Source organism: Kordia sp. SMS9, assembly GCF_003352465.1.
Lineage (GTDB): Bacteria > Bacteroidota > Bacteroidia > Flavobacteriales > Flavobacteriaceae > Kordia.
Genome location: NZ_CP031153.1, coordinates 1,620,787 through 1,646,565, shown reverse-complemented (window position 1 = coordinate 1,646,565; position 25,779 = coordinate 1,620,787). Strand labels below are relative to the sequence as shown.

The 25,779-nt window shown below is 35.1% G+C and carries 24 protein-coding genes; 11 read left to right on the top strand and 13 right to left on the bottom strand.

All coding sequences use genetic code 11. From position 1 onward, the window contains the following. Positions 1-39 precede the first annotated feature (39 nt). From KORDIASMS9_RS07140 to KORDIASMS9_RS07110, 7 genes are all read left to right on the top strand, one after another. A complete protein-coding gene (locus tag KORDIASMS9_RS07140; protein ID WP_114902185.1) occupies positions 40-963 on the top strand; it encodes a hypothetical protein in 924 nt (307 codons plus the stop codon). Next, positions 953-2,305, top strand: coding sequence for an ATP-binding protein (locus tag KORDIASMS9_RS07135; protein ID WP_114905173.1), 1,353 nt, complete (start codon positions 953-955; stop codon positions 2,303-2,305). Before KORDIASMS9_RS07140 ends, KORDIASMS9_RS07135 begins: the two co-directional genes overlap by 11 nt. Positions 2,306-2,318: 13 nt before the next feature. Next, a complete protein-coding gene (locus tag KORDIASMS9_RS07130; RefSeq protein WP_114902184.1) occupies positions 2,319-2,837 on the top strand; it encodes a hypothetical protein in 519 nt (172 codons plus the stop codon). Between the two features lie 24 nt (positions 2,838-2,861). Then, positions 2,862-3,383: a hypothetical protein gene (locus tag KORDIASMS9_RS07125; RefSeq protein WP_114902183.1), complete on the top strand. Its 522-nt coding sequence runs from the start codon at positions 2,862-2,864 to the stop codon at positions 3,381-3,383. A gap of 3 nt (positions 3,384-3,386) precedes the next feature. After that, positions 3,387-4,106: a DUF4157 domain-containing protein gene (locus KORDIASMS9_RS07120; RefSeq protein ID WP_114902182.1), complete on the top strand. Its 720-nt coding sequence runs from the start codon at positions 3,387-3,389 to the stop codon at positions 4,104-4,106. Positions 4,107-4,169: 63 nt separating this feature from the next. After that, positions 4,170-5,180, top strand: coding sequence for a hypothetical protein (locus tag KORDIASMS9_RS07115; protein ID WP_162819803.1), 1,011 nt, complete (start codon positions 4,170-4,172; stop codon positions 5,178-5,180). A gap of 78 nt (positions 5,181-5,258) precedes the next feature. Beyond that, positions 5,259-6,095, top strand: coding sequence for a DMT family transporter (locus KORDIASMS9_RS07110; RefSeq protein ID WP_114902180.1), 837 nt, complete (start codon positions 5,259-5,261; stop codon positions 6,093-6,095). Between the two features lie 91 nt (positions 6,096-6,186). On the opposite strand, the gene KORDIASMS9_RS07105 is transcribed toward KORDIASMS9_RS07110, so the two are convergent. From KORDIASMS9_RS07105 to KORDIASMS9_RS07090, 4 genes are all read right to left on the bottom strand, one after another. Then, the gene (locus tag KORDIASMS9_RS07105; protein WP_114902179.1) at positions 6,187-6,762 is read right to left on the bottom strand and encodes a DUF2911 domain-containing protein; all 576 of its coding nucleotides are present in this window, start codon (positions 6,760-6,762) and stop codon (positions 6,187-6,189) included. Continuing rightward, entirely contained in the window at positions 6,762-7,574 is an 813-nt protein-coding gene (locus tag KORDIASMS9_RS07100; RefSeq protein ID WP_240321150.1) for a DUF6503 family protein, read from the bottom strand. The genes KORDIASMS9_RS07105 and KORDIASMS9_RS07100 overlap by 1 nt, the downstream gene beginning before the upstream one ends. A 93-nt stretch (positions 7,575-7,667) precedes the next feature. Beyond that, positions 7,668-8,267, bottom strand: a complete 600-nt coding sequence (locus KORDIASMS9_RS07095) for a methyltransferase domain-containing protein (protein ID WP_114902178.1) — start codon at positions 8,265-8,267, stop codon at positions 7,668-7,670. A 184-nt stretch (positions 8,268-8,451) separates the two neighbouring features. Beyond that, on the bottom strand, positions 8,452-9,369 hold the full coding sequence (locus KORDIASMS9_RS07090) for a hypothetical protein (protein ID WP_114902177.1): 918 nt from the start codon (positions 9,367-9,369) through the stop codon (positions 8,452-8,454). Between the two features lie 190 nt (positions 9,370-9,559). On the opposite strand from KORDIASMS9_RS07090, the gene KORDIASMS9_RS07085 reads away from it, so the two are divergent. From KORDIASMS9_RS07085 to KORDIASMS9_RS07075, 3 genes are read left to right on the top strand one after another with little or no spacing between them, the layout of a single operon-like run. After that, positions 9,560-10,069 (top strand): RNA polymerase sigma factor, encoded by a 510-nt coding sequence (locus tag KORDIASMS9_RS07085; RefSeq protein ID WP_114902176.1) that lies wholly within the window; start codon positions 9,560-9,562, stop codon positions 10,067-10,069. Between the two features lie 46 nt (positions 10,070-10,115). Next, positions 10,116-11,027, top strand: coding sequence for a FecR family protein (locus tag KORDIASMS9_RS07080; protein ID WP_114902175.1), 912 nt, complete (start codon positions 10,116-10,118; stop codon positions 11,025-11,027). Continuing rightward, positions 11,028-13,379: a TonB-dependent siderophore receptor gene (locus KORDIASMS9_RS07075; RefSeq protein WP_114902174.1), complete on the top strand. Its 2,352-nt coding sequence runs from the start codon at positions 11,028-11,030 to the stop codon at positions 13,377-13,379. Here the strand turns inward: KORDIASMS9_RS07075 and KORDIASMS9_RS07070 are convergent, their stop codons facing one another. The 8 genes from KORDIASMS9_RS07070 to KORDIASMS9_RS07035 form a co-directional block, all read right to left on the bottom strand. Further along, a complete protein-coding gene (locus tag KORDIASMS9_RS07070; protein WP_114902173.1) occupies positions 13,380-13,739 on the bottom strand; it encodes a hypothetical protein in 360 nt (119 codons plus the stop codon). 17 nt (positions 13,740-13,756) lie between these two features. Beyond that, a complete protein-coding gene (locus KORDIASMS9_RS07065) occupies positions 13,757-14,926 on the bottom strand; it encodes a glycosyltransferase family 2 protein (protein ID WP_114902172.1) in 1,170 nt (389 codons plus the stop codon). Continuing rightward, positions 14,916-16,196 carry a hypothetical protein gene (locus KORDIASMS9_RS07060; protein ID WP_114902171.1) on the bottom strand — a complete coding sequence of 427 codons (1,281 nt, stop codon included), beginning with the start codon at positions 16,194-16,196 and terminating at the stop codon, positions 14,916-14,918. The genes KORDIASMS9_RS07065 and KORDIASMS9_RS07060 overlap by 11 nt, the downstream gene beginning before the upstream one ends. A 352-nt stretch (positions 16,197-16,548) precedes the next feature. Next, positions 16,549-17,637 (bottom strand): SGNH/GDSL hydrolase family protein, encoded by a 1,089-nt coding sequence (locus KORDIASMS9_RS07055; RefSeq protein ID WP_114902170.1) that lies wholly within the window; start codon positions 17,635-17,637, stop codon positions 16,549-16,551. A gap of 41 nt (positions 17,638-17,678) precedes the next feature. Next, positions 17,679-18,449: a LytTR family DNA-binding domain-containing protein gene (locus KORDIASMS9_RS07050; RefSeq protein WP_114902169.1), complete on the bottom strand. Its 771-nt coding sequence runs from the start codon at positions 18,447-18,449 to the stop codon at positions 17,679-17,681. Further along, the gene (locus tag KORDIASMS9_RS07045; protein ID WP_114902168.1) at positions 18,446-19,516 is read right to left on the bottom strand and encodes a sensor histidine kinase; all 1,071 of its coding nucleotides are present in this window, start codon (positions 19,514-19,516) and stop codon (positions 18,446-18,448) included. The genes KORDIASMS9_RS07050 and KORDIASMS9_RS07045 overlap by 4 nt, the downstream gene beginning before the upstream one ends. A 2-nt stretch (positions 19,517-19,518) precedes the next feature. Continuing rightward, on the bottom strand, positions 19,519-20,319 hold the full coding sequence (locus KORDIASMS9_RS07040; RefSeq protein WP_114902167.1) for a hypothetical protein: 801 nt from the start codon (positions 20,317-20,319) through the stop codon (positions 19,519-19,521). Next, the gene (locus KORDIASMS9_RS07035) at positions 20,316-20,744 is read right to left on the bottom strand and encodes an ABA4-like family protein (RefSeq protein ID WP_114902166.1); all 429 of its coding nucleotides are present in this window, start codon (positions 20,742-20,744) and stop codon (positions 20,316-20,318) included. The genes KORDIASMS9_RS07040 and KORDIASMS9_RS07035 overlap by 4 nt, the downstream gene beginning before the upstream one ends. Before the next feature lie 673 nt (positions 20,745-21,417). On the opposite strand from KORDIASMS9_RS07035, the gene KORDIASMS9_RS07025 reads away from it, so the two are divergent. Further along, positions 21,418-24,303 carry a response regulator gene (locus KORDIASMS9_RS07025; RefSeq protein ID WP_114902164.1) on the top strand — a complete coding sequence of 962 codons (2,886 nt, stop codon included), beginning with the start codon at positions 21,418-21,420 and terminating at the stop codon, positions 24,301-24,303. A gap of 267 nt (positions 24,304-24,570) precedes the next feature. On the opposite strand, the gene KORDIASMS9_RS07020 is transcribed toward KORDIASMS9_RS07025, so the two are convergent. Continuing rightward, positions 24,571-25,602, bottom strand: coding sequence for a hypothetical protein (locus KORDIASMS9_RS07020; RefSeq protein WP_114902163.1), 1,032 nt, complete (start codon positions 25,600-25,602; stop codon positions 24,571-24,573). Positions 25,603-25,779: the final 177 nt, after the last annotated feature.

The window sequence follows — 25,779 nt, the reverse complement described above, 5'->3', positions numbered from 1 at the left end:
GTATCTTAGGTGTAATTTAATCTCTTAAAAACAACTATTATGGACAAGGTATTCAAAAAATTCTATCGAAGCTTTTACAGTAAAACAGGTGGCTTTATACCCACACGAAAACTAAGTCAGAGTGTATTTCCTGGCGATTTCTTTCAAATTAAAAATGGAGAAATTATCGTCTTAGGTAATATCTTTAGAAACAATGTTGTCCATGTAGATGATGTCACTTTTGAGAATGGAATTAAACTCAACCCAGCAAGCTGGAATTTTAGCGAAGGTATTACCAAACCGTATTCTGGTCGCGACAGCGGACACAATGCGATTGAAGGTGATTTTGAGTTTAGCAAACAAGTATTAGCTTTTGACGGATTTGGAAGTTTCTTCTTTAAAAGTAGTGCTCCCGAGTCTGTTAAAATTGCTAATTGGAGCGAAATTCAAGAAGAATTGATCATTAAAATGACGCAAGTCATCTATTCGTTTCGAGAGCTTTATATCGTCACCGAATGTGCCACTACGCAAGATTGGACACTGGCAATTGCAAGTTCCGACAAAGGAGAATTGGAAATTGCTACAGAATCAGAAAACTATGGATTGGTAGACATTTTTGGCGATTCAAGTGCCAAAACCATCCAAGCAAGAGAAATAGAGTTTTACCATCGTGAAGACAAGCGAAAACCACTTTTTTTTAAAGCAAAAAAACTAGTCGTTCAACAAGAAAAATTTGAAGTCTTTATCAGTGATTTAATTGCTGAAAGACAACGAGTTCCTGCTTGGGTAAATAATTTTTATGAATATGATTTTCATCATGATACCCTTTCGTTTTCTGCATCTGTAAATTCTAATGCGCAAGCTTGTATACTAGACATGTTGCAGGCAAATCAGTTGAATCCAAATACAGCTTTACAGTATTTTTCTTGGACAAATGCCAACTTAGACGATGTATATGAATTATTCAACACCTATGGAAACTAATGAAAATATCGGTTCGCTATACGCTGAAATTGATTGGTTGCAAAATGTCATCAATCAAGTCATCAGCTGTTATTTGCAACATGAAGGTGTCGAAATGCATTGGACTGAACTTCCCATGCCCGATCTGTCAGAAGTAGATTCCCCTTTTGCCAATACGGTACAAGCATGGAATTTAACCAATATAGAACGCATTGCCTTGGCGTTGGCGATAACACCGCACATTCGACCAGAAATATTAGATGTGTTTTTCGGTCAAAATAGTATTTACAATCGTGGATTTACCGAATTTGGAGGTGTCATCGATAAAAATCACAGTGGTTTTTTGCCTACAGGACAAACCTTGTTATTTCTCATCTCAGCATTAAATCCGGAATGGCGATTGCAAGTGCTTTCACTGTTTGAAAACGATCATATCTTTCAAAGAGAACAGGTATTAGATATAGAAACGACAGAACCGTTTATCCCTAACTTTAATGGTGTTTTAAACTTAAATCACCGATGGTTGTATTATTTCCTTACGGGAGAAAAACCAAAGTTAGCACATAGTAGTACGTTTCCAGCACAAAAAATAACGACCGAGTTAGCGTGGGAGGATGTGGTGCTAAATCCTGCCATTATGGATCAAGTAGAAGAATTGAAAACTTGGTTGGTTCACAAAGATACCTTGTTACAAGATTGGGGATTGTTCAAACGCTTGAAACCTGGCTATAGAGCTTTATTTTACGGACCTCCAGGAACGGGAAAAACGTTGACCGTTTCTTTATTAGGTAAAAATTTAGGCTTGGATGTATATCGCGTAGATTTGTCGATGATTGTATCCAAATACATTGGAGAAACCGAAAAAAACCTATCGCGTATTTTTGATACCGCTGCTCATCAAAATTGGATTCTATTCTTTGACGAAGCCGACGCGTTGTTTGGAAAACGAACCAAAGCGAATTCATCTAACGATCGACATGCCAATCAGCAAACAGCCTATTTATTGCAACGCATTGAAGACTTTCCCGGATTCATCATTTTGGCGTCCAATTTAAAAGCAAACATGGATGACGCATTTTCTAGAAGATTTCAATCGATCATTCACTTTAAAATGCCTTCTGTGGAAGAACGTTTTACATTGTGGCAAAAAGCATTCTCAGGAACGTGTACACTGTCGCCTGACATTGATGTCTTTTCCATTGCTGAAAATTATGAATTGGCTGGTGGTGCCATTATCAATGTGCTGCGTTACTGTGCGTTGGCGGCCATTCAACGTGGTGATACTGTTGTGAAAAAGCAAGAATTAATTACGGGAATACGAAGAGAACTCAAAAAAGAAAACAAAACCATTATGCAACCTTAACATCATTCTGAGGATGACTATTGAAGAAATAATACGATTTAAAAAGCATGCCCAACTATTGGTGATGCATTCATGGCGCAAAGACATTCCGCAAGACCAGCGAAATATCATTATTGCCGAAGCTCTTAATAGTTGCACTGTTGAAAAAAATTTCAATATTATTGGTTATCTCATAACCAATCGTCGTGTGTTTTTAATTGGTTCAAGCGAAACAACATCTTTTCAAAAAATACTCCAATACTTTTATGAACAAGTTGCTGTAGGAATCATCAACTATAAAAATATGATGCATCATTACCATAAAGAGGCACACATTGAACTTGAACATGTTGACAAGCTATTTACAGAATATCCTTTTTACAATGAATATATACGACGTTTAATTACTGGAAAAACAGTCGAGTTGCCCTATTACGATCCACATTTGGAAAGACTTGAAACATATATCAACGGCTACAATTATTGCTCTGCCTTGGATTATGAAGGTGGAAAAAGTCCTGTAATCGTTGCTACCAATAGTACAATTCGTTAATAATAGTGTGCAAAAAGAAATACCATGACAACACAACAGCAGAAAAATTCGGCAAAAAACTCACAGAAAATAGCGGTGGCGCATACAGCTGAATCTGTAAAAAGTCAGCATGATGGTATTTCATTGAAAGATAATCGCATACAAGCGGTTTCTCAACGAAAAATTATTTCATTCATGCAAACATCAAATCCTATTCAACGCGTAGCTTCAGATGTTATACAACTTTTTAGTACGCCATCTGTTTTAAGATTTGCAGAAAATAAAATTGGACGTTCTAAAAATGCTGGTATTGTTGATGAATCTGCTGAATTGGGTACTGGACTTAAATTTATTCAACATTTTCATTGCAATGGATGGAAGGAACAAGCGAAAACATTTACCAGCTTTACAGGTACTTTTAATATTGGTGGTACAAAGTATCATTATACCATTAAAGATGGTGGTGCAGGCGCTTGGACAAAAGATCCAGGAAAACCTCCTGAAGGATCTTTTGCAATGCAAATGAGGACGGAGAATAAATTATCAAAACTCACTAAAGCGGACTAGACCATGAAAAAACAACTACATAAAAAATCAGTCACAAAAACAACAAAAACGGCTGCTGCGCATCAACGAAAAGGAAAGATGTTGGAAGACAATCGTCCCGCATCTATCATTCAACAGAAAAAAAACAACACAGGATTGCCTGACAATTTAAAATCGGGTATGGAAAACCTTTCTGGTCATTCCTTAGATGATGTCAAAGTACATTACAATTCTAGCAAACCTGCACAACTCAACGCGCATGCGTATGCACAAGGAACCAATATTCATTTGGCTTCTGGACAAGAAAAGCATTTAGCGCATGAAGCTTGGCATGTAGTACAGCAAAAACAAGGACGTGTACAACCTACAAAAACCGTAAATGGTGCGAAAATAAACGATAACCTTGGCTTGGAAAAAGAAGCAGATGTGATGGGCGCAAGAGCTGTGGTTACTCAAAAAAAAGAAAAGCGAAATGTAAAAATAATGGATGGGCACGCAGGAACAATTGCGCAGCTACATAAAAAAGGAGTATTTGATGCTGGAAAAGGAGACAAGTGGCATATAGAATTTGATCACATTAAATTTCATAACAACCATACTGTTAATTTTACAAAAAAAATGACAAAACAACAAATAGTTGCAAAGTTGAGAGATAGCTACAAAATGACAAATAAGCAACTAAGAGCTCTGAATGTACCCACATGGATTGAGTGTACGAAGTGGCTAAAAAAGCATCATGGGTAGGTTATTCATCTATCATAAATCAACAATATTCAATTTATGATCATCAGCACCATTGACATATAAATGATGAACACACAACTTCTTCATAAAACCAAAGAGAGAAAACGGCAACCAGTTGCTGCATATGTACATGCTTTTTCGGGTGAAAAAAGTAGTTTTTCTTTAGAAGATAATCGCGCTTCTTCTATTATAGAGCAAAAGCAAATTACTATGATGGATAGCAGCGCGTTGCAGCAAAAAGAAATCGCAGCTAAGAAAAACACAAATGTAACATCTCAAAATAAGGTTGTTCAAGCAGTAAGTTGGAATCCTTTTGCAACCAAAGATGGAAAAGCAAGTGCTATTACGGCTGGTTTGGGTTTGGGCGCGTTGGCTGTTGGTGCAGGAATTGGTAGCGCAGGATTGGCAATTGCAGGTGGAATAGGACTCATCGGCGGTTTGGGATATTTAGGATATAAAAAATTTAAGGGAAATCCGTTGGAAAATTTGAAAAGGACACGGCGTACTGTTCCTCAAAAAAATAAATTACTCCATAAAGTAATGACGGAAACTATGGATAATCCTGATCCTGTGACGGCTTCTTTTGGGGCTGTTCATCCTAAAGGTGATACTAGTAGAAAAAATCATCAAGTTAGAGCCGCAGGTTATAATGTTAGATTGGATAGAACTATTCGAGATCCAGAAGAACGACAACGATATTTACTGCATGAATTGACACATGCACGTGCAGACAGAAAATACGGAATGAATCAGCACTTAACATTTGCAAATCTTCATTTACGCGGTGCAAATGATCAACAGATTGGTCAAAATATGACGCATCAACGCAATTATTTAATCAAAAAGCTAAATGCTGCCAATCGTTCTTTACAATCAGACCCTACGATAGCACCAGTTCAAAAACATTTTATACAAGGCAGATTAAATTATGCCATGGGAAATCCAGACAATGAATATGATACCGTAATGAATGAATTATTGTTATACATTCATCAAGAACGAATTGGCGGAAATTCTCCTTTTGCAAAACGCATCAAACGCATGAGTCACGAAGCGTATCAGCGCAGACAATAATGTCATTTCTATTGTAAAATACCATTCATAATTATTTTATTTCTCTACTTTTGTGCTTTGTAAAAAATCACAAACTATATGCTCAAAAAAGCCATTCAATTCATGATCATCAGCGCGATTGGCTTTGCGTTTTTGAATGCGATTGTAAAGTATTTGGGCGATTTTAATGCGTATCAAATTGTATTTTTCCGATCTATCGGAACCTTGTTTTTTACCATTCCGCTGTTGCTAAAGTATAATATTTCCATGCTTGGGAATAAACGCACATTGCTCATACTTCGCGGCGTTGTCGGAGTCACGTCGATGGCATTGTTTTTTATGTCAATCAAATATCTACCTATTGGTTCGGCAGTTTCGCTACGGTATATTTCTCCTATTTTTGCAGCGGTTTTTGCCTTATTCATTCTCAAAGAAAAAATAAAACCTGTACAATGGCTCTTTTTCCTTATTGCGTTTAGTGGTGTGGTCGTTTTAAAAGGATTTGACACACAAATTGATACGACAGGATTATTACTCGTACTCGCTTCTGCCTTTTTTAGCGGCTTGGTATTTATCATTATTCGTAAAATTGGTGCGGACGATCATCCAATTGTTGTGGTGAATTATTTTATGTTGGTTGCTTTACTAGCTGGTGGAATTTTGTGCATTCCGTATTGGAAAACGCCCGTTGGTTGGGAATGGGCATTATTGCTCAGTTTGGGTGTTTTTGGCTATGTGGGACAATTATATATGACGAAAGCCTTGCAACTTGCCGAAACCAACAAAGCCGCTCCCTTAAAGTATATTGAAGTCATTTTCACCATGCTCATCGGACTGAGTTGGTTTGGAGAATCATATACACTTTGGAGTCTGCTCGGAATTATTTTAATTGTCATTGGTTTAACGTTGAATACGTACCTAAAAACTTCAAAATAAATCACAAAAAAACACTCACGATTACTCGCAAGTGCTTTTTGAAGTTTACTTAAAGTATAAACTTGAACTAAATAATTGCTTCTTTAGTATTTTATTTCAACGTAATTGGAAACTCTGCAACCGTGGTGTCCCAACCTATTTTTAAATGTACTGTATTTTCACTTTTTTCGTATAAAACAACGGATAATTGCTCTATTTCTTTATCACTCTTTTGTGTCGGAACGGTAATGCTCGCCACATCTTTAGAAGCGTCGTACGAGTAATTTCCCCATCCGTCATTTTCAGAATTAATTTTCATCGTCCAAGAATCTTTTGTTGGGATGATTACGACTGAATAACGTCCTGCTTTTACTTGAGTATCGCCCACCATAACATCTGTCATAAATAAAATCTCCGTAGATTCGTTTGCGCCCACGCGCCATGCTTTTCCAAACTTTAACAAACCGCCAAAAACGTCTCTTCCTTTTTTATAAGGTCGCGCATAAATGACTCTAATTTTTGGCTCCAAAGCTTTCTTTTGCTCGGCTGTTTTGGCAAAAGCTCTTTTAGCTGCGTTGGTTGGATAATGTGCAATATCCGTTGGACTTTTGTCTGCTTTTGGGAATTTTTGTGCGTATGTTACGCTTACTGCTGCAAAAAACGCAAGCATCATCATGATTTTTTTCATTATAGATTGTTTAGATTAATTATGTTTTGGGTTTCTATTCGTGATAATTCTTTTAAATTTCCTTTTTCGTATAAAGCTGGCAAATCCTTTAATGGTGTACCAACGTCCGCTTTGTAATTGATGTAATCTTGAAACGTAATTCCGTCTACCACACGCACATTGTACGCACTTCTAAAACGAACACCACCATCATTTACTTGGTAATTGTACGCGAGATACTCTATTTTTTTTGTCTTTTGATTGATCCAATAGTGATACTCATCTTCAAAATCTTCACCGCCGCCATCTTGGTTAAAAGTAACTTTCAACACATCGTACAATTGCTCTTTGATGGTAGTTTCTTCTACAAAGCTCACATTAACCGCTTTATCATTCAATTTGTGTGGCAACGTAGCAAAATAAATCACGGAATTAAGCGCACCAATTGCACTTGCTTGTTTCTTGTCGGAAAGTGTTACTGTTGAGTCATTCACTTTGCGTGAGAATGTTCCATTGGCTAGTTCATCTTTCGTAGATGTGCCTTCTTTAAAACGATACGAACTGTACATATACTTGTCGCCATCATTTTTAAAACGATAGTTGGTTCCTCTAAACGTAAATTGAAACTTCGCCTGATCATACAATTTACCACCATGTGCTTGAATAGTTGCTTGAAGAATTTCTGTAGCTTTATCGGTAGTTTTGGCTATTTCTTTTGTGTTAGTATTTGAAACTGTTTCCGTTTCTTTTGTTGATGATTTTTTGTTGGAATCACATGCTGTGAAACCAAAAAACAATATAAGTAGTACGAATGCTTGGAGCGTTTTTTTCAAAACTGTTTGAAACTTTAAGTTAGTATTGTTCGTTTTTATTTGGTTGGTGAATTTGTCGAATTAAATCCCAATCCTTTCCTACTTTAACAAAGTTTAACTTTTTACGAATACTCCAAACAACTCTTTCCCTGCACGTGGCGGAATGGAATTGTGTGCTTTCTCGAAAGTTCTTATCTCAAAATACGGTTCAAAATAGCTCAGATATGCAGCTTTGCTTCCACCAAAGGGTGGATTTTCCAAATCATCCGTCAAAGGAAAATTGAACCATAAACCTACTAACTTTCCATTTGAACGCAACAATTCATACATGTGTTTTGCATATTTTTTTCGGGTTTCTGGCAATGGTGGAAACGAACAAAAGAACGTTTGCTCTACAATTAAATCGTAGGTTCCTTTGTGTTCAAAAAAGTTTTCACACAGTAAATGTTCAGCAGGAAAATTAGGGTTTCGCTGTTGGAATTCTTGCAGTGGAAGTTCAGAAATATCTAAAATGAATACGTTTGTAAATCCTTGTTTCCACAAATATTCAGCTTCGTACGCATTTCCTGCACCTGGAATTAAAATTTTCAGATTCTTATCTGTTAGTTGATCAATATATGCTTGTAAAGGTGTGGAAGGCGCACCAATATCCCAACCTGTACGAGCTTCTTTATACCGTTGTGACCAATATTCTTTTGTTTCTGCGGAATTCATGAATGCAATTTTTAGGTAAAGTTCGGAAAAGAATTTGACTTCTTACAGAAAGAACTTTTCAATAATTGAATCTTTACACACAAGAAAACCCTTGCTTCTTTCGAAACAAGGGTTTTTATGAATAATTAAAAAACGGTACGTTGCTTAAAAACGTAGGTTTGTCTATCTATTCATAACCAAACTTTTAGTCGTCACAAGCATCAAATGCTGCTTCCAATTCATCATCACTGTTAATGGTTGCTAATGTTCCATCTTCATACTCAATATTCATTGGATACGTTGGTGTAAAGAAATCATTTTCACCAAGACCACTTAGGAATGTAAAAAACTCATCATCATCATTTACGGTTACTATAGTTCCATTGTCTTGTACTAGCGTAATTGGATATACAATTTCGAAACAGTTTTCATAGCAATCATCACAATCATCAATGTCATAACATTCGTTGTATAGGTCATCAAACTCGTCGTCATTATTAATCGTTACGACAACAGCGCCGTTTTCAGTTTCTGTAGTTACAGAAATTGGATAGTCGAAACCAACGGCAGTTTCTAAAGAAAATAATTCAAATTCATCATTTACGACTACTGAATTCCCATCTTCAGTGATAACACTTAAAGGAAAATTGAATTCAAAACAATCGTTTCCGAAAGAGATGATTTCCTCGTCAAGACAATCTTCAATAATTTCGATAAATTCAAATTCGTTTGCAAGTGTAATTACAGTTCCATCAGTTAAGGTAATATCCAAAGGAAATGCTATTGTGTAGCCTGCGTTAAAGAAGTTTTCTGCTTCTGCTTCATTATTTACAGTTCCAGTTGTATTTCCATTGGTTACAGTATATGGAAAGTTTATCGTAAAGCAGCTCTCAATTGGAAAATCATCAACAATTTCACTGTTTTCTTCGTTGTTTTCAAACATTGACTGTGCTTGATTGGTAGAAACTGCATTTTGTGCATACGTATTCAAATTTGCTTTTATCAGCGCATTTGTTTCGCTACCTTGTGGATCTTCAGGAATAACATCTGTGTTGTCGTTACTACAAGAAAACGTAAAAACGGCAAGCGCAAGAATTAATGAGAATTTCAGAATTTTTTTCATAATTATTTTTAGTTTAGAATTGTGTTTTTTTGGGTTTACGAATTATAGACAACTGTATCTATTTTCACCCTACCTTTGCGCAAAAAAAATTAGAAATAAAAATTCAATTCTCTGATTTTTAATAAATTACAAGTTAATATTTTTTATCTACTTTTGAAACAAGGAATCACTCATACCAATTATATATATCTTGAAACCCAAAAAATCAATCTGCGAAACTCAAAATTTTGATGCCCTTTTTAGGCAGCATTCTAGGACACTGCGCAATTATATTTTTTATAAATGTGGCGATTCAAATTTAGCAGAAGATTTGGTACAAGAAGCCTATATTAAATTGTGGAATAACTGTAAAAAGGTACCATTTGCAAATGCGTTATTCTTTCTAAAAAGAGTCGCCAACAATGCATTTTTAAATGTGGTGAAGCATCAAAAAATAGTATGGCAACACGAGCAGACTAAAACGTCGGACGTAGATGTAGAAAATCCTGAATTTTTGTTAGAAGAAAAAGAATTCATGCAAAAATTAGAAAATGCCATTGCCAGTTTGTCTGAGAAACAACGTGAAGTTTTTTTACTAAATCGAATCGACAAAAAAACATATACTGAAATTGCAGTATTCCTTGATATTTCAAAGAAAGCTGTCGAAAAACGCATGCACAATGCATTAAAAATAATGCGAAAAGAAATTGGTGATATATAAAAGGTAGGGTAAACTAAAACTGAGTTGTCTATAAAGTTAAGAGCACATGAAGAAGCATGAAGAACATACCGAAATTGATTTAGCAAAATGGCTTAGTGGAGAATTGTCTCCCGAAGAAACACACGCTTTTGAACAAACAGAAGCGTATACAACCTATGCTAAAATCATCAACGCGACGGACAAATTAAAAGATCCTGCGTATGATGAAGATGCCGTGTTGGCAAGTATCAAAGAAAAAATAGCGTCACAACCGAAAGTAAGAACACTGAACTTGCGTTATGTGTATGTTGCCGCAGCTTCCCTAATTATTTTATTTGGACTCTACTTTTTCTTGAAGAATTCCACAATGAGCTACCAAACCGATTTTGGAAAACAACTTGCCATCAATCTTCCTGATGGCTCAGAAGTTGTTTTAAATGCAAAATCAACGCTAGATTACGATAAAGAAAGTTATACTAATGAACGAATACTTCACTTAGATGGCGAAGCGTATTTTATAGTCACCAAAGGTGCGCCTTTTAAAGTCATCACAAAAGAAGGAACTATCGAAGTTTTAGGCACAGAATTTAATGTAGATACCAATACAAATTTCTTAGAAGTACAATGCTTTTCTGGAAAAGTAAATGTGACAAATACTACCCAAAAAACGCACATGTTAACGAAGGGAAAAGCAGTGAGAACCTACAATGCTACTGTAACTGACTGGACATTCAATACTACAGAAAAGACTTGGATGTCTGGTTTAAGTTCCTTTACAGAAACGCCTCTTTCGGAAGTATTGGACGCATTAGAAAATCAATATGAAATCACCATAAAAAACAAAGAAAAATTCACGCAAGAACGCTTTACAGGTCGTTTTGTAAACAACAATCTTGAAGTCGCACTGCAAACTGTTTTTGAAGCCATGGACATTGATTACACACTGAATATGAACCTAGTGACGCTCTCAAAAAAGTAGATGAAAAAAGCATATTTAGTATATTTATTACTCGTGTGCTTCTACTACGCATATCCACAACAGCCAGCGAATGCTTACAAAAATACGCCGCTAAAAACGGTACTTACGGATGTAGAAAAACGCTTTGAAGTCAGCATTTCATACAATTCTAACATTGTGCAAGGGAAAATCATTTCACTGCAAAAATTACCCGAAACACTTTCGGAAACGATAGAAATTATTTCCCAACAAACGAACTTAATTTTTCGAAAAATCACAGCCGCTTCCTACATTCTAAAACAACAGAAAAAAAGCAACATTGCTGCGCGTACCATTGATTTAGAAGAAGTCGTCATTGCCAATTATTTGACGACAGGATTTTTAAAAACCATTGACGGCGCTATTGAAGCCAGGCCCAAAGATTTTCAAGTGCTTCCAGGTTTTGTAGAAGCAGATGTCATGCAAAGTGTACAACTCATTCCAGGCATTCAAAGTCCCGACGAAACTTCTACAGGATTGAACATTCGCGGTGGAACGCCCGATCAAAATTTGATACTTTGGGATGGCATTAAAATGTATCAATACGATCACTTTTTTGGGATGATTTCTTCCTTCAATCCGTATTTGATTGATAACGTAACGATATACAAAAACGCCACACCTTCTCGCTACGGGAATCATATTTCAGGCGTGATCGATATTGAATCTAAAACCAATATTCCGAAAAAAACGGTTGTCGGATTGGGCGCCAATATGATTTATGTAGATGCGTTTGTACAACAACCTATTGGCGAAAAAGTAGCCGTTATTGCTTCGTTTCGTCGTTCGTATTCGGATGCGTTTGAAACGGTTACGTTTGATGAATTTTCAGAGCAAATTTTTCAAAATACTAAAATCACAGACAATACAGGAACGTTTAGCGACATGCTTTCTCGTACCAATAATTCTTTCTATTTTATTGATTTTACGGCGAAAGTTATTGCCGAACTTACCGAAAACAATACGCTCGAAGTTAGTGCTATTGCTTCTCAAAACGACCTCGATTTTGTGTCACAGTTTGATGAAATCAATCGTCGCACAGAGGACAGATTAAATATTAATAATTTCGGCATTGGTATTTCTTGGGAATATTTGTGGAATAAAAATGTTGCTACCGAACTAAATTTGACAACTTCACAGTATAATTTTAAGTATTTGGGAGAAGAATTATTGTCTAATTTGTTTGATTATGAAACGGTCAAAGAAAATGGTATTTCCGAAATCGGATTGCATGCGCAAGCTACATATACACTGAACAAACAACATCGTTTTATTGGCGGTTACGAATTGATTGCAAACAAATTGGATTATACCATTGGACGACAATCGGATGTGATTTTTGATCCTGATTTTTTGGTGACTTCTGAAAATTCTAAAAATACCATTCACGCCATTTTTGGTGAACATCGTTTTACTTGGAACGATTGGACAATTTTTTCAGGCATTCGCGGAAGTTATGCTACTGAAATTGATGAGTTTTTTGTAGAACCACGAATTCATATTTCAAAGAAGATTGACGATCACTTTAACGCGGTTTTTTCTGCGGAACGTCAATATCAGTTTGTAAGTCAGATTACGGAGTTTGAAACGCAAAGCTTCGGATTGGAGAATCAAGTTTGGGTTTCTACAGATGAGGAAATTCCTGTGTTGCGCAGTGAACAAGTCAGTTTGGGCGGAAGTTTTCAGTACGATTCTTGGAATGTAGATGCAGAAATGTATTATAAAAAAATCAACAATCTCACGTCACTTACGCGTGGTTTTGACATTGAAACTACCGGATTGTCTGTTGGTGAAAGTACTATTTTTGGTTTGGATGTATTGGTTAAAAAGCGCTTCTATAACTTTACGAGTTTGGTAAGTTATGCCTTCACCCAAAACGAATTTCAGTTTGAAGATTTAAACAATACGCTTCCGTTTGACGGAAATTTTGACATCCGACATTATTTGTCGCTGGTGCAATCGGCAACATTTGGCAATTTAGAATTGTCTCTTGGTTGGCGTTACCGAACCTCGCGTCCGTATACCTTGGCTACAGGTTTGGAAGGTGATACGGCAGAAAATATTACCATTCAATACGGAGAACGAAACGGAGAACGTTTACAACCGTATCATCGCTTAGATTTTTCTGCAAAGTATAAACTAACGCCTTTTAAAAATAAAAATCTAAAAGCGTCTTTCGGAGTTTCTTTATTGAATATATACAATCAGCGAAATATTTTAAACCGAAATTATCGCGTCATTCTCAACACACAAAATGCTGAATTTCAATTGCGAACTATTGATAAAATTTCGTTGGGACGAACGCCTAATTTTATGGTTCGGTTGGAGTTTTGATCATCCAATACATATTTCTAAACTTTCATTGGGAAGTTCTTTTTCAAACAACCGCATTACAATCAAGTTTGATCTTCTTACGCTTAAACTTTTAGGGTTTTTAAATGTAATGATATAATTTCCTGATTGTAGTACATCCAATACCATTATTTTTTTTGTTCTTTTCTTAAATCCCCAATCTTGTACTCTCCAGATTGTCTTTTTGGGTTCAATAGTGATGTTCATATTCTCTATTCTTAAAGACACAGAGAAATCACGGACGCGAACACTCCAACCACCTAATACTCGTATCCCGTATATTCCAGTTGTTAAATATACTTTTTGGTTTGGTTTGTGAATGTTAAATGGTCCGCCTTGCATGAAAAATGTATCTATTTTTAAGCTTTCATTTCAGGTTTACTATTTTGTTTCAATCCCAAAATACTAAAAAAGAAACTAAAGAGAATGATTTGCAATCCTAACATGATGGTGAATACCGCAGGAACAATCACGCGTAAGGTTTCGGCAGGTTGTAAATCGCTAAAACTTGTGGCTTTCCAGTCTAATAATCCTGCAATGCTTAGATAAATTCCCAAAGCAAAGGTTAAAAAACCAACGATCAAGCCTTTTTCCAAATTGAAAAACTTGAATAATTTGTGGTAGCGATCACTTTTGGGAAGCAATCCGTTTTCAACCGCAAAAATTTTGGTCAAACCATAAAACATCAAAAATTGAAATCCAATGATAACTGCACTTGCTGTGTATAAAAGTGTGTGTACATCAAAAACAATTCCGTTGAAATTTAGTGGTTTTAAGATAAGCAATGTAGATAAAACTGTTCCCACTATAATCAACAAAAATGCAGGATATAAAAAGAGCCATCGCGGACTGTAGAGCAATAAAAAACGTAAGTGTCGCCAACCATCGCGCCATGTGTTTAAGTGTGGTGGACGCGAACGTCCATCAGGAGATAAAATCGTTGGAACTTCTGCAATCGTCAATCCGTTGAGTTTCGATTTTACGATCATTTCGGAAGCGAATTCCATTCCCGTGGTGTTGAGTTCCATTTTGAGAAACGCTTCTTTGGAAAAACCGCGCAATCCGCAATGAAAATCACCAATTTTGATATTGAAAAAGAGTCGTCCAATAAACGATAATACAGGATTTCCCAAATATTTATGCAAAAATGGCATGGCTCCTTTTTTGACGCCGCCTTTGAACCGATTTCCCATCACTAAGTCGTAGCCTTCGCGAAGCTTTTCCACAAATAATTCCAGCTTCGAAAAGTCGTAACTATCGTCTGCATCGCCCATAACGATAAATTTCCCTTTTGCTGCTTTGATGCCACCTTTTAGTGCGTTTCCATAACCTTTTTCAGCAACAGGAACAACGCGTGCATTCAAACGTTTGGCAATGGCTTGCGAACCATCTGTGCTTCCGTTATCGGCAATGACAACTTCACCATTGACTTGATGTTTTTCAAAAAAACCCTGTGCTTTTTTGATACAGATTTCCAAAGTCTCAGCTTCGTTGAGACATGGCATTACAACAGATAATTCAGGATTCATACCGTTTTTTGTTAAGCGCATTCAATAATACGAAAATCGTGAAGAATAATACCCAATCGCTGTAAAAAGTAAAGCGAACTACCGCGTGCATTCCAATCGCAACGATGAGCACGTTTCCAATGACCAATAGTGAACTTAGTCCTATGATTTTATATATTGCTTGATCTCGTTTTAGCAATGCGATACAACTACACAACGCAATTAAAAAGTACAAAAGTGCATATTTGAAACCGCCAAAACCAAAAATGGCATTTCCTGTATACAAGCGTCTCCACTTTGAGAAATTGTCAAACAATAGAGGTTTGGAAACCTTGCTTATGAATTGATCTAAGGCAATGAATTTTTCTGTTTTCGTCAGGGTTTTATCTAAAAGTGCTTCTCCGTTTTTAAAAATCGGTCCCATTTGAATGTTCGCGTAATTTTTAATGTAATACATGGTTGGTGTATCGTTTGAAGGAACTTGTAAATGATTGCTATTCATTTGTTTTTCCGCCAAATCTTGATAGACATTGTTAAAAAATTCCTTTTCTTTCGCAGTTTCTAACACCGTAGCATCTTCAGCGTCTGCTACAAATAATATTGGCGTAATGACACTCATTCCCGTCCAAGGTGTGCTTACAAAATGACCGTGAATAATTTTGTGATAGGTTTTATCTGCCAAGGACGTAATCAGCGGAAGCGCTACAAATAACACACTGATAAGCGCGTATTTTTTGAATGATTTTTGAACGTAACTTACCCAAAAAATGAGTCCTAATCCAAGCGGAATGAAAAAGATAAATTGATATCTCGTAATGAGTAATACCGCTAAAATTGGCAACGTCATATAAAGTTCTTTGACATTTTTTGTGAGGAAGAACGCAATGAATTTTGCAACAATGATTAAGTATAACGAATACGACAGCGATTCTGAGAGCATGTTATTGGCAATTTTCAATCCTGTAATGAATGGCAACAACAATACAAATGCCAAACAAACACTGAAAAAGTCATTTAAAACCTGGTTTGATCGTAATTTATAAATGAAGTAATAGATACTAAAACATCCAAATAAGATTTGAATCGTTACGGTTGCTGTCTCAAAATAATCGCCAAAAATACTTTGTGCAAATTGAAGAAATAGCGGATATCCTGGCGTTCGGATGATGTGCATTTCCAAATATCCTTGTGAATCTGGGAAAAATACTGCGGGATTGCGAAGTACCACCACAAAAGCGATCAGAAATAAAATTCCGATTGCAATGTTACTTTTTTGTTGCTTCCACTTCACCGTTTTCGTTTTGGTAAAAGTATTTATATTTTTTCATTTCGAGTGCGCTCAATGTCACAAATCTAAATATTACTGACGTTGCTAATCTGAAGGAGGAGTTTTCAACGTGGCTATATTATTAATATAGAACGATATTGTAGTTGAAAGAAACAGATTGCCACGAATTTTTGTGAAATTCTCGCAAAGACGAATCAAATAAATTATCAGAAATAAAAATAATTCGTGAATTCGTGCTCAGCTTTTTTTCAATTATTACGGATTGTTTTGCAAAGTTTTGTCACGAATTCACGAATGCTTTTTGGGATTACTCATGCGGAGATTTTACATGAATGTTTGTGTAGAAATCCAAGAGCTATTTTACTAAGTTTCGTTTGTCTAATTCGGTGTATATTTTTTTGCCTAATTTTTTTGCGCCTATGGGTGTCATGTGAAAGTAATCGTAAAAATCCATAATGTTCCACGTTTCATCGTTGGTGAAATCGATGACCAATTCCGATGCTGAAACTTCTCGGATGGCGTCGTTGAGTTTGTTGAGTAGTTTGAAATATCCCAAACCGTTGTACGCGTATTTTTCTTCAAGATATTTGATTTCTTCTGTGCCAAAAACAACACCTTTTCTAATTTTAAAGTGTAAGGTTGGTTGTGTCATAAAAATAGGAATCGCGTTCAGACTTTCGGCATACGCAATCAGTTTTTGAATCCGAGTTTTAAAGGCTTTTAGATTTTTTTCATCATAGATTTCTAACAATTTTTCATTGACGACGACTTCTTTGGTGTAGTGCACGCGTGAAAAATTAATGTTACGATGTCCGACTTCAAATTTGGTGGCTTTTTGCATGCCTTTCAGCTTTCGGTACGCGTTGTATAAGGCTGATTTGTCTTTGATATTACTTTTAAAACCACCATTTTCTACTTGTTGAATATCATCGTATTTGGAATCGCCATTTACGGTATAAAAGTCATTAATTCCGACATAAAAAAGAATGATTTTTGGTTGCAATTTTTCAATTTTCGGAAACCAAATATCGGTGCTTTTTAGATGTCCGTACGTTGATTGCCCGTCTACACCTGCGTTGGAAACGTGCAAGTTCTTGCCATTTTTTTGAAGTTCATGTTCCAATATTTCCTGCCATGTTTGGGAATCGTCTAAATACCGTTGATCCGTTGTGCTGCCACCAACCGTAAGAATGTTGATTGTTGAAGGTTGATTGTAGGTGGAAATACCGCGCAAACCAAATTTATCTCTTGTATATGTGATTGTGGGTGTGTTGGTGTCGTACAAATGACTCACGTCAAATTCGAATTTGGCATCTTTGATGATTCCTAAATTGCGCAATTGATTGCTACTGCTAAACCATCCGCCGAAGCAGAGTTCTATCAATAGAATTCCTATCAATAAAATGGCAATGTTGGTGAGTATGAGTTTGAGTTTTTTTGGCATTGTGAAGACGAAAATACCAATTTATATTTTAAAATTTTCAACTATTGATTCATCCACGCTTTAAAATCACTCGTTTTTTGGCGGCTGACAATGAATTCTTGATCGCGTTCGTTGGAAACGGTAAGTTTTACACGATGATTAAAATACGGATTTATTTTTTGAATGGCACGTTTCGCTACTATTTGTCCACGATTGATGCGATAAAATTCATCTTGATGTAATGTGCTGAACAACTGATCTATCGTTTCGTCAATGACATAGCGCTTGGTTTCGGTAACGCCAAATGTAACGCTGTCTTCCGAATATATGTACAGCAAATTGGCAATGTTGATTTGTACAAAACCGGCGCCTTCTTTGACTAATAAGCCATTTCGTTTTTTAGCGTTTTTTTGTTCTGTTTGCGATTGAATACTTGTTAATAATTGTTTTAAGACTGAATTTTCAATCTGCTGCGATGAATTTGATTTGTTGAATTTTTCGAGTGCTTTTTGTAAATCTTCTTTCTGTATCGGTTTTAACAGATAGTCCACACTGTTTACTTTGAATGCTTGAATGGCATATTGATCAAAAGCTGTAGTGAATATGATTGGTGCTTCCACCTCAACTTTCTGGAAAATTTCAAAGCTTAAACCGTCTGCCAATTGAATATCCATAAATACCAAATTGGGCATTTCGTTTGTTTGAAACCATTTCACAGCATCTTCCACCGTATCAATCGTGTCTGCTAAATGGTACTGAAAACCACATTGTTTCAACATGTTTTGCAACTGATTTGCTGCGCGAAATTCGTCTTCGATGATGAGTACATTCATGAGTATGTGTTTAAGTCAGATGATAAAAGTAAAGGTACTGCAACCGTAAATTGTTTGCCATTATTGTCAATTTTTGGGCGTTTGTCAGAAATCAATGCGTGTCGTTTTTCAATATTGATCAAACCGAGTTTGGTAGATGGTAATTTTGTTGATTTTAACTGTATTTTATTCTTCACAATTAAATAATCATTTTCAACGTTCACATTGATGGTCAACGGTTTTGAGCGCGAAATGACATTGTGTTTGATGGCGTTTTCTAATAATAGTTGCAAACTCATCGGCACAATCAAGCGATCCAAAATCGTTTCTGGAAGTTGCCAATTGAGTTTTAAATTATCGGCAAAACGTTCTTTTTGAATGTGAATGTAAGCTTTTGCAAATTTTAGTTCGTTGCGAAGCGGAATCACGTTTGCATCGCCAGCATCTAAGATAAAACGGTATACATCAGAGAGTTTGTCTACAAATTGTTTCGCGTCATCTTTTGAATTTTGATCAATGATATCGCGCAAGGTATTTAGACTGTTAAAGAAAAAATGTGGCTGTGCTTGATTGCGAAGCGCATCTAACTGTGCCAAAACGACGACTTGTTTTGCTTGTTCTTCTTCACGAATGGATTTTTTGAGTTGCACGTAAAAGTAAATGGCTTCATATATTGCCATGACCATCATACTGATGATAATGATTGGAAGTAAGATTCTAATTCGTTCCGAAAAATAATACGTTTCATTTAAAATATATCCAACAATAAGTCCACCTATGGCATCAATAATAGTTACAGAGACAACAATCGTTACAAATAAGATCAATGCGCGTTTGCCTACTTGTTCCACATTTGGAAGTTTTTTTCGTAAGAAAATAAAATACATGCGCATTACCAACCAGTTTGCTATGGAAAAAAAGAGCGAGATACTCCAATGTGGTATGGCTTTCCAAAAAGGATAGCGTGCAAATGAATTGGTGAATAAATAATCGGTTACAAAACTGAGAATGATAATACCGATCACAACAAACCAAATATCGTTGAAACCTATGTATTGTAAGCGTTTTTCTTTGTTGAGAAGTTTCATTTTTATAGTTTAATGAGTGGCATTCCTTGTTTGGCTTGATAGAACACATACGCAATGCACGCTGCAAATAACAATCCGAAAATGATAACTGCAACGGTTTTCTTAGCCATTGTTGCATGCCATTTTTTAACCAGCATCCATGCGAATAACGGAATTATTTGAATACCATGCAACGCCACAAAGTGTGCTACGCGCAAATCGCCCGCAGTTGTACTCCAATTTAAGATTGGCAAACCATCGCCGCCATCGGCAATACCGACATTGTGTGCATTTTGACCGATCATTTGTCCGCCAACCCAACTTCCTACAATGACAACGACCCAACCGAGAAAGATGGCAACTTGAATGGGTTTGGCGACTTTCAATTTTAATCGTGCCGCATCAAATGCTAGTAAAATCATGACCAACACATTGATTCCGATTAAGATTCCCATTGCCATGAATAACATTCCATCAAACAGCGAATCTTGGTTGTAATGTGAGCGCACGCCTCGAACTGCTTGGTAAAATATGATGCCAACTTCTAGTAACAAGGTCCAAGAAACAATATTTCTGACGATATTTTTCTTGATGTTTGAATACGGATATTTGGTGATGAAAAAGCCTAATGTTAGTATGTAAATTCCGCCAGAAATCCAGAATTTAAAAGGTTTTATCCATACATTAATTCCTGTCACTGTACGATCGTCTATTAAAATTCCACCTATACACACTACAGCCAGCACAAAATGTAGCAGCACAATTGCATATAGTATTGGACTTTCTTTTTTTACGGTGTTAAAAATGTGTTTGATGAGTTTCATACGGTTGCGTTTTTAAGTTTGATACTTTTAACGATCATAAAAACTAAGAAACCTACAGGACCTAACATAAGCGTTCCTGCCAAACACGGCGCCATGATGACTGGATGAATTTTCAAGCTTTTGTTTTGGTTCACCATCCACATTCCGACTAGTAAATCGAAGGCTAAATAGTGAAGCCAACCCGCCAACACAGCGTTTTCTACTGTGAATAATTGCATGACAGATTGTAGACTTCCAAAGTCCATTCCGCCACCAGCGCTCAAAGCAATAGCAATGTAAATCGCATAAATTACCGAAAGGATGATGGGAACGACTTTATAGTCAATGAAAAATCGTGTCACTTTCCATCTGGGAAGAAAAATAAGCAAGATCCACATGGGTAGTATAAGCATGTTGGCAATTTTAAAAACTTCTGAAGGTGTCATAGGTTGTTTATTTTATAGGTTCGTTTTTTGATTGATGGTTCAAAGATGAAACTTCTTGTACTAAGATAATAGGTCTTTTTGTTGAAGTGTCGTAATTGTGGTTTGAAGTGTGAAAGTTGTATGGATTTTAATAGTAAAACACTCAAATTGAATAATTTTACAACTTTCCAATACATTGTAAATTTAGTCTCAAAAGCTTAGTTTTTGTAATACTATTCTTTCTTTTTGATGTTATTTTCAAGAAAAAGGCGAACCTTAGAAAGTTTATGGTTTTTCCGTAGGCAAGTGACTATATTTTACGATTTGGATTGATTTTTTATGTTTATTTTAATTTTTGTAAAAATTTACTAGGCAACCTATTATACCAATTTACACTTAAAATGATGTTTATAAACTCGTTCATTTTATAGCCTAATTCTTTGCAAATACTTTTCGTAGCTACGGCTATGCAAATCATTCACAGCATCCTATACTGCCAAAGCAACTTCATGTCCAAAACACTATTTTAAATGTAAATTGGTATTATTCAGTTACTTTCGATTTTTTTATTTTCTTTGCACAAATAAGTATTACAGAATTTTATTACGGTTTTAACCTACTTTTTTGCACAATTAAAAGGAAGTTGTTTGTCGAAAATATACCCAATTTCATAAAAAAAGAGTTAAATTTAATTATGAATTGCCCAAAAAATCTACATAGAAAAATACTTTTTGGGTGTGCTTTGTTAATTGGCTTTTTTTCATATAGCAATAATAAAGATACCAACACATCAGAATCTAAAGATTTACGAACAACGTTATTAGCTACGCATCAAAAAAAATTACGTGAAAAATTAGACCTGCTAAAAGTAGCAGTCAACACCATCGATTCTGCTAAGGCTTACACCGATATATGTAAAATATATTATAAATCAACCTATTATCTGAAGGAGCCTCGTTATGATAGCATCTTGTATTATAGCGATAAAGTGGTACAACTAACCAAAAATAAACTTTCTCCTGAAAGTAAGAAACAATTTCTAGTTGGTGTTGGTTTTAAGGGAACCGTTTATTTGAGCTTAGGTGATTTGGTAAAGGCATTGAATTATTTTAATATCATTATTGCCGAAACCGAGGATATTTTTGATCATAGCTTTTTTGATCGAAGACAATCTGCAACTACTAATATTTCGGAAATATATGCTATACAAAAAAATTATCAACTTGCCCTTGATCAATTTGATGCGCTTTTTACGTACATCAATAAAAAAAATATAACTACTACTAAAATTTCTTCTATTGTTTATCTACGCTACGCACGTTATAGCAGAGAATTAGGAAATATGGATATAGCGTTAGATTTTATAAATAAAGCTTTGACTACTGCTACAAGAAATAAGTATGTTTTTAGAACAGCAATGGCTTATTTGGAATTGGCGCATTTGTATGTAGATACCAATGACATCATACAAGCTGATCTTTTTTTAGAGAAAGCGCATGATATATTGATAAATGAAAAAAATTATCTTAGTTTACTGTCAAAATACTATTATTTAAAAGCGTTAATGAGTGCAAAGAAAAACGATCTTTCCATGAAACTTTATAATGCTGAAAAAGCATTCGGTCTTATTATGAATCAAAATGTTTCAGAAAGACATATTGCCTTTGCGAACCTTTTGTATAATGTGTATAAAGAAAAAGGGCTTTTTGAAAAAGCAAATACTGTTTTAGAAAAAATAGCTACTATTAAAAATAAGATTTCTAATAACAAACAACTTAAAAAGAGTCTATTATTGGAAATTCAGCGAAGAGATGAAAGTATCGCACTTGTAGAAGCAGAAAGTGAGACTTTAAATCAAGTGATTCTTTTTATTGTTTTATTATTTATTATAGCATTGATAGCTGCTATTTATATCTATAAAGATCGAAGAAAGAAAATGGAACTTGTGCGTGAAATCGTTAAAAAGAATAAAGAGTTAAAACAACTGGATGATGCCAAATCATTGTTTTTTTCCAATATCACACACGAATTACAAACGCCATTAACATTAATTACAGGACCTTTGGAGCAAGCTTTGAATAGTAATAATGAGCAATTAGATGTTGTCACCAAATCAAAGTTAAAAATGGCAATGAAAAATACCGCTTCTTTGAAAACATTGATCAATGATATTCTTGATCTGTCCAAACTCAAAGTCAAAAAAATGGCATTACACACACGACGTACTGCCCTAGATACTTTTTTGAATACAATAATGCAAAAATTTGTACCATTAATGAAACAAAAACAACTCACCTTTGATTTTTGTTTTAAAAATTTAGAGCATTTACATACGATTATCGACACAAAAAAACTAGAGAAAGTATTGAGTAATTTACTTTCAAATGCAATAAAGTATACGCCTGCTAAAGGAACCATCTCTGTATATGGGAAACTTGACACAAAAGATATCCTTGTTATTTCCGTAAAAGATACAGGTGTTGGAATTTCTATAGATGATATTCCGCTTGTTTTTGATCGTTATTTTCAAAGCAAGGATACTTCAAAACCTTTAGAAGGTGGTTATGGAATTGGATTGTCTTTAGTGAAAGAATTGGTGGAACTCATGAACGGAACCATTTATCTACAAAGTGAGATAGACAAAGGAAGTGAATTTATAGTAACGCTTCCCTTAAAAAATGTTACTAAAAAAACGAAGATGACATTTACAAATGTGCAAGTTCCTACTATAGAAGCTATCTCAGATCATTTTACGCTCAATACTGAAGTTAGCGATAAAACAATTCTAATTGTGGAAGATCATCCTGAAATGCAACAGTTTATTGCTTCTATCCTACAAGAAAATTATCAATTAGTCATTGTGAATAATGGAAAAGAAGCACTAGATAAGTTACAATCTACTGCGGTTGACTTGATTGTCTCAGACGTAATGATGCCTGCCATGGACGGATTTACCTTGCTAGAAACATTGAAAGAATCTGATGCGTATCGTGAAATTCCCATCATCATGTTAACGGCATTATCAGACATTAAATACAAGTTAAACGCACTTACTATTGGCGTGGACGATTATTTGACCAAACCTTTTATAGCTTCTGAATTGTTAGCAAGAATACAAAACCTGTTGCAACGGTATCAGAGCAGAAAAGAATTTAAAGAAGAAATAGAAGCTACTGTTCACATGGATGATGAATTGTTAGAAATGACTCCTAAAAATAATAGCATCTATATGGGTTTAAGCGTAAAAACTAGCAAATCCGATACCGAATTAATTGAAAAAGTAGCGGAAATCATTGAGGAAAATATGGACAATTCAGATTTTAAACTCAATGACCTTTCTGAAAAAACATATCTAAGCGAACGTCAATTACGTAGAAAAATAAAACTGATTACGGGGTTGAGTCCGAAGAAGTTTCAACGAGAAATTCAGTTATTAAAAGCAAGAACTTTGTTCGAAGACGGCACATATAACAATGTAAAAGCGGTGGCAATGTCTGTAGGAATGCACAATACTACGCGTTTTAGTAAATTGTATATGGAACGTTTTGGAAAGCATCCGTCTAATTATTTTCAAATTTAAAATCAAAAAATTAAGATATGAATGATCAAGTGTTTCTAATGAAAGTTTTATTCATTCTCGTCCATCTCTTAATCTATAAAACTAAGAAAGTGGCTGTCTAAAAAGTTTTTAAAACGTCATTCTGAATTTGATTCAGAATCTTATACCAATTTACATTTAAAATGATATTATTATCCTGATTTTCAATGATGATGAGAAACCGATTCAAGTTCGGTTTGACGAAAATCTGGCTTTTTAGAGAGCCTCTTTTATTGTATAAATATCTATCTATTGGTTGTTGATTATATAAGCCCCAATTCTAAATTCATGTGATAGATATTCAGTAACTAGAACAGTGTGATATTTATCTGGTTGATCATACTCATCATCAAAGGCATTAACATTCACTTTATGAACATCTACAAAGTAAGGTACACCGAAATTTCCTACTCCTCTTCCCACAACATAATTTCCTCTAAATTGAATTGGAAACTTCCATTCTGTTTCTACTGGAACTGTTCTTTCTTCAAGTACAAATCTTACTGATTTTCCAACGGGGATTTCTATGGCAGGCTTATAAAAATCTCTATTGAATTCTTTTTCATCAGCTACGGTAGATGATACTCCTAATGTAGTCGAAATAGAACCTCCTATATCTGCGACAAAGGGGATTTCAATTGATGCCTCTATACTTACAGTGGTACTAGCTTCTATTGTAAATTCACGACTAACAGACCTTGTTGTAGTAAACCAAAGCTCTCTATCCAGTAATTGTGGTTCATCTAAATAGTTTGTAATTACTTCTGCACTAACATTTTGGACTGGTTGCCATGGTGTAAAATCATTATTTTGACTAACATCTCCCGTACCATAGAATCTATATTCAGGCAAATCAGGATCACTTGTATTAGGGTTAGTTATATTTGACCAATAATTAGGTCCATAACTCTCTGAATTATTAAGTGATACAGACAGCACCTCATCATAATTAAAGTACGGTGAATTGTATGGATATTGATCATCTATGATATCGAAAACATCTGAATCATCAATACCAACATCCCTTACTTCATTTTTAGTAATTTGATTCCAAGAAGTAAAGGTATTCAAGGTAGTTGGTCTTTTTGCGAAGTTAAGATCTTCAATTGTTTTGCCAAATTTATAAGTTTCAGAAACTACATCGGGCTTTACATTTGTTACATCTTCTTCAAGTGCAGTAGTCGTTGTATCTTCTCCGGCTAAATCCTGTTTTTGACAGCTTATAAAAGCAAAAAAAGAAATTAAGATTAATGATCCTAAAAGTTTATTAATTTTTTTCATAATATATATTTTTATTTTTTAACATTATTGGTTTCTAAGAAATCAAGTTTAATACATTGTTTAATTACAAGGAAGCTATGGATTAAAATGTGGATTTCTCTTTTTTAAATTTTTCATATAAAAAATGATTTGGTTAATAAAATATTAGTTATTTAACGATATAAAAGTAGGTAGGTA